Raw genomic sequence first — 3,975 nt, 5'->3', positions numbered from 1 at the left:
GGCGCCGCCGTGGTCGGTCCGGCTCCAGGGCGTCCGGACGAAGCGTCCCGGCGCCTCCGGATAGAGCGCCGAGGGCGCATCGTCCTCGATCGCCTCGAACGCCGCGCAGATGTCGTCCCGGAGTCGCTCGAACCAGGCCCGCGCCTCGCGCTTGCGCGCGTCGAGGACGGCGGCCTCCGGGAGGGGTGACGAGACGGGAGCCGGAGCAGCGGCGGCAGGAGCCATGTGATCACATCCGTCTTTGTGCATGCGTGCGACGTTCGCGGCATCCTCGGTCACCGTGTCGACGGGCGGGTGTCGACGCGCTGACGTTCGGCGGCCCGCGTCTCGTCCTCGGCGGCTAGTCTCACGAGACTAGAGAGAGACGGCCGAGGTGGGAAGCCCGTCCTGCTCCGCCGCCGCCGGCTCGAACCCGGCGACCCCGCCGGTCTGGCGGAGCGCCTCGCCGACCACCATGGCGCAGGCCATCGCGACATTGAGAGAGCGCAGGCCCGGCCGCATCGGCACGACGAGGCGGGCGTCGGCGGCGGCATGCACCCGGTCCGGCACGCCGGACGTCTCGCGGCCGAGCAGAAGAATGTCCTCGACCGAGAAGCGGTGCGCCAGGTAGGGCGTCGCCGCCGCCGTCGTGAGCAGCACCAGCCGCCCCCCGCGCGCGCGACGGAACGCCTCGAAGGCATCGAACGAGGCGTGGCGCGTCAGCTTCACGTAATCGAGATAGTCCATCCCGGCCCGCCGGAACGCCCGATCGGTGGTCGGGAACCCGGCCGGCTCTATCAGGTCGGCCTCGATTCCGAGGCAGGCGGCGAGCCGCAGGATCGTCCCGGTGTTCTGCGGGATGTCGGGCTCGTAAAGAGCGATGCGCATGCGTCAACGCCCCGCGATGGACGATCGCGCGCGCATCGGTCGCGAGGGCGCGCGGCACCCGGCCGGAAGGCGCCGTTCGAACCCTGTATGAAGATTGCTCGACCCCATGCGGCTCACCTCCGCGGGCAGGTTCATGACAGCGCGGTAATGCTCCGGACCAGGAGCGCCGCATCCTATTTGCCATATGCGCTGCAGGGCAACCAGACGGGCTTGCGCTCCCCCGGCAAAGGGTGCCAATAGGAGATAAGGTGGCGTGGAGTACGCCTCCAGCGAGTTCGGTGCCGCGACCGATCCCGCCGCCCGCTTTGTCAGGGCTCGGCCCTCCCAGGGTTGCCCGCCCGTCGATTGAAAGGGACCGAAGACTGTGACCAATCCGTCATTGCGCTCCGAGCCGACCCGGCGCGATTTCCTCTACATCGCCACCGGCGCGGTCGGCGCGATCGGCGGCGCGTTTGCGCTGGTTCCGCTGATCGCGCAGATGAACCCCGATGCCTCGACCATCGCGGCCGGTGCGCCGATCGAGGTCGACCTGACGCCGATCTCCGAGGGACAGGTCATCAAGGTGACCTGGCGCGGCAAGCCGATCTTCATTTCCCACCGGACCAAGCAGGAGGTCGAGCAGGCCCAGTCGGTCAAGCTGAGCCAGCTCCCCGATCCGCAGACCGACCAGGAGCGGACCAAGCCGGGCCACGAGCAGTGGCTCGTGGTGATCGGCATCTGCACCCATCTGGGCTGCATCCCGATCGCCAAGTCGGGCGACTACGGCGGATGGTTCTGTCCGTGCCACGGCTCGCAGTACGACGACTCCGGCCGTATCCGGCAGGGACCTGCGCCGGCCAATCTGCCGCTCCCGCCCTATCGCTTCGTTTCCGATTCCAAGATCGAGATCGGCTGACGCGGCCCCCGGACCGCACCGCCCTCCGGACAGAGACGCATCATGAGTGGACCTTCCAAGTTCCAGCCGACGCATCCCGTTCTCAAGTGGTTCGAGGCGCGGCTTCCCATCGTCAGCCTGCTGTACGATTCCTTCGTCTCCTACCCGACTCCGCGGAACCTCAACTTCCTGTGGACCTTCGGGGCGATCCTGTCGTTCCTGCTGATCATCCAGATCGTCACCGGCGTGATCCTGGTGATGCACTTCACGCCGAACGTCGACCTCGCCTTCACGTCGATCGAGCACATGATGCGCGACGTGAACTACGGCTGGCTGCTGCGCTACGCACACGCCAACGGCGCCGCGATGTTCTTCTTCGCCGTCTACATCCACATGTTCCGCGGCATGTATTACGGCTCCTACAAGGAGCCCCGCGAGGTGCTGTGGATCATCGGCGTGATCATCTACCTGCTGATGATGGCGACCGGCTTCCTCGGCTACGTGCTGCCCTGGGGCCAGATGAGCTACTGGGCCGCCACCGTGATCACCAACCTGTTCTCCGCGATCCCGTGGGTCGGCGAGCCGATCGTCACCTGGCTGTGGGGCGGCTACTCGGTCGGTGACCCCACCCTCACCCGGTTCTTCTCGCTCCACTACCTGCTGCCCTTCGTGATCGTCGCCTTCGTGGTGCTGCACGTGTGGGCCCTGCACGTCGTCGGGCAGAACAATCCGGCCGGCGTCGAGCCGAAGTCGGACGAGGACACGGTGCCGTTCACGCCATACGCGACGTTCAAGGACCTGTTCTACTTCTCGGCCTTCATGCTGCTGTTCATGTGGTTCGTCTTCTACGTGCCGAACTATCTCGGCCACGCCGACAACTACATCCCGGCCAATCCGAGCGTCACCCCGGCCCACATCGTTCCGGAGTGGTATTACCTGCCCTTCTACGCGATCCTGCGGGCGATCCCGAACAAGCTCGCCGGCGTGATCGCGCTGTTCGGCTCGATCCTCATCCTCGCCTTCCTGCCCTGGCTGGACACCTCCAAGGTCAAGTCGGGGAGCTATCGGCCGCTGTTCAAGATCTTCTTCTGGATCTTCGTGGTCGTCTGCATCCTGCTCGGCTGGCTCGGTGCCAAGCCGGCGGAAGGCGGCTACGTGCTGGCGGCCCGCATCCTGACGGCGTGGTACTTCCTCCACTTCATCGTCGTGCTGCCGGTGATCGGGCTGATCGAGAAGCCGCTGCCCGTGCCGGACTCGATCACCGAGGCGGCGATGGGGGGCAACAAGAAGAAGGTCGGTGCGGTCGCGGCGATCGCCGCCCTGGCCGTGCTGGTCGGCCTCGCGGCCGGCACCGGAAAGGCCGAGGCGGCGGGCGAGCAGCCGAAGCCGCCCCAGCAGACCTGGACCTTCGCCGGACCGTTCGGCACCTTCGACCGGGCCCAGCTGCAGCGCGGATTCCAGGTCTATCGTGAGGTCTGCTCCGCCTGCCACAGCCTGTCGCTGGTCTCGTTCCGCAACCTCGCGGAGCCGGGCGGACCGGGCTTCACCACCCAGCAGGCCGCCGCCGTGGCGGCCGAGGCCAAGGTGAAGGACGGCCCGAACGACCAGGGCGAGATGTTCGAGCGGCCCGGCCGGCTGGCCGACCGCTTCCCGTCGCCCTATCCCAACACGCAGGCCGCCGCCGCCGCGTTCAACGGCGCCGCCCCGCCCGACCTCTCAGTGATGGCCAAGGCCCGCACCTACGAGCGCGGCTTCCCGACCTTCCTGTTCGACATCCTGACCCAGTACCAGGAGAACGGGGTCGACTACATCGTGGCTCTGCTCACCGGCTACGAGGACGCTCCGGCGGACTTCAAGGTTCCGGACGGCGGCAACTACAACAAGTACTTCCCGGGCCACTCCCTGGCCATGCCGCCCCCGCTGGCGGACGGTGTCGTCGCCTACACGGACGGCACGCCGCAGACCACCCAGCAATACGCCAAGGACGTCGCCGCCTTCCTGATGTGGACGGCCGAGCCGCACCTCGAGGCGCGCAAGCGTCTCGGCTTCCAGGTGATGATCTTCCTGCTCGTCCTCACCGGCCTGCTCTACTTCACCAAGAAGAAGATCTGGCACGAGGTCGAGAAGCCGCGCGAGATCGCCCACGGGCAAGACCCCAAGGCGACCAAGATCTGATCCTTCGCCGAAGAGCAAAACGAGGCGTCGACGAACCGGCCCGCGCAAGCGGGAGATCG

Annotated in this window: 3 protein-coding genes and 1 pseudogene; 2 read left to right on the top strand and 2 right to left on the bottom strand. The window is 67.4% G+C overall.

The window, feature by feature from the left end; translation table 11 throughout:
* Positions 1–225, bottom strand: a pseudogene (locus CH341_RS29185) (hypothetical protein); the annotation flags it as partial.
* A 129-nt stretch (positions 226–354) separates the two neighbouring features.
* Complete coding sequence (locus tag CH341_RS29180; protein ID WP_111422791.1) at positions 355–867, bottom strand: tRNA (cytidine(34)-2'-O)-methyltransferase; 513 nt, start codon at positions 865–867, stop codon at positions 355–357.
* Positions 868–1,231: 364 nt separating this feature from the next.
* Between CH341_RS29180 and petA the strand changes: the two genes are divergently transcribed.
* Both petA and CH341_RS29170 read left to right on the top strand, forming a co-directional pair.
* Positions 1,232–1,762, top strand: coding sequence for a ubiquinol-cytochrome c reductase iron-sulfur subunit (gene petA / locus CH341_RS29175; protein ID WP_111422789.1), 531 nt, complete (start codon positions 1,232–1,234; stop codon positions 1,760–1,762).
* A 42-nt stretch (positions 1,763–1,804) separates the two neighbouring features.
* Positions 1,805–3,916, top strand: coding sequence for a cytochrome c1 (locus tag CH341_RS29170; RefSeq protein WP_111422787.1), 2,112 nt, complete (start codon positions 1,805–1,807; stop codon positions 3,914–3,916).
* Positions 3,917–3,975 lie beyond the last annotated feature (59 nt).

It is taken from the genome of Rhodoplanes roseus, from assembly GCF_003258865.1.
GTDB classification, from domain to species: Bacteria; Pseudomonadota; Alphaproteobacteria; order Rhizobiales; family Xanthobacteraceae; genus Rhodoplanes; species Rhodoplanes roseus.
Note: the sequence above shows the minus strand (reverse complement) of the source record. Positions and strands in the feature narration are given on the sequence as shown.

Coding starts and splice junctions, on each gene's coding strand:
- CH341_RS29180 (WP_111422791.1), bottom strand. CDS start 867: ATGCGCATCGCTCTTTACGAGCCCGACATCCCGCAGAACACCGGGACG.
- CH341_RS29170 (WP_111422787.1), top strand. CDS start 1,805: ATGAGTGGACCTTCCAAGTTCCAGCCGACGCATCCCGTTCTCAAGTGG.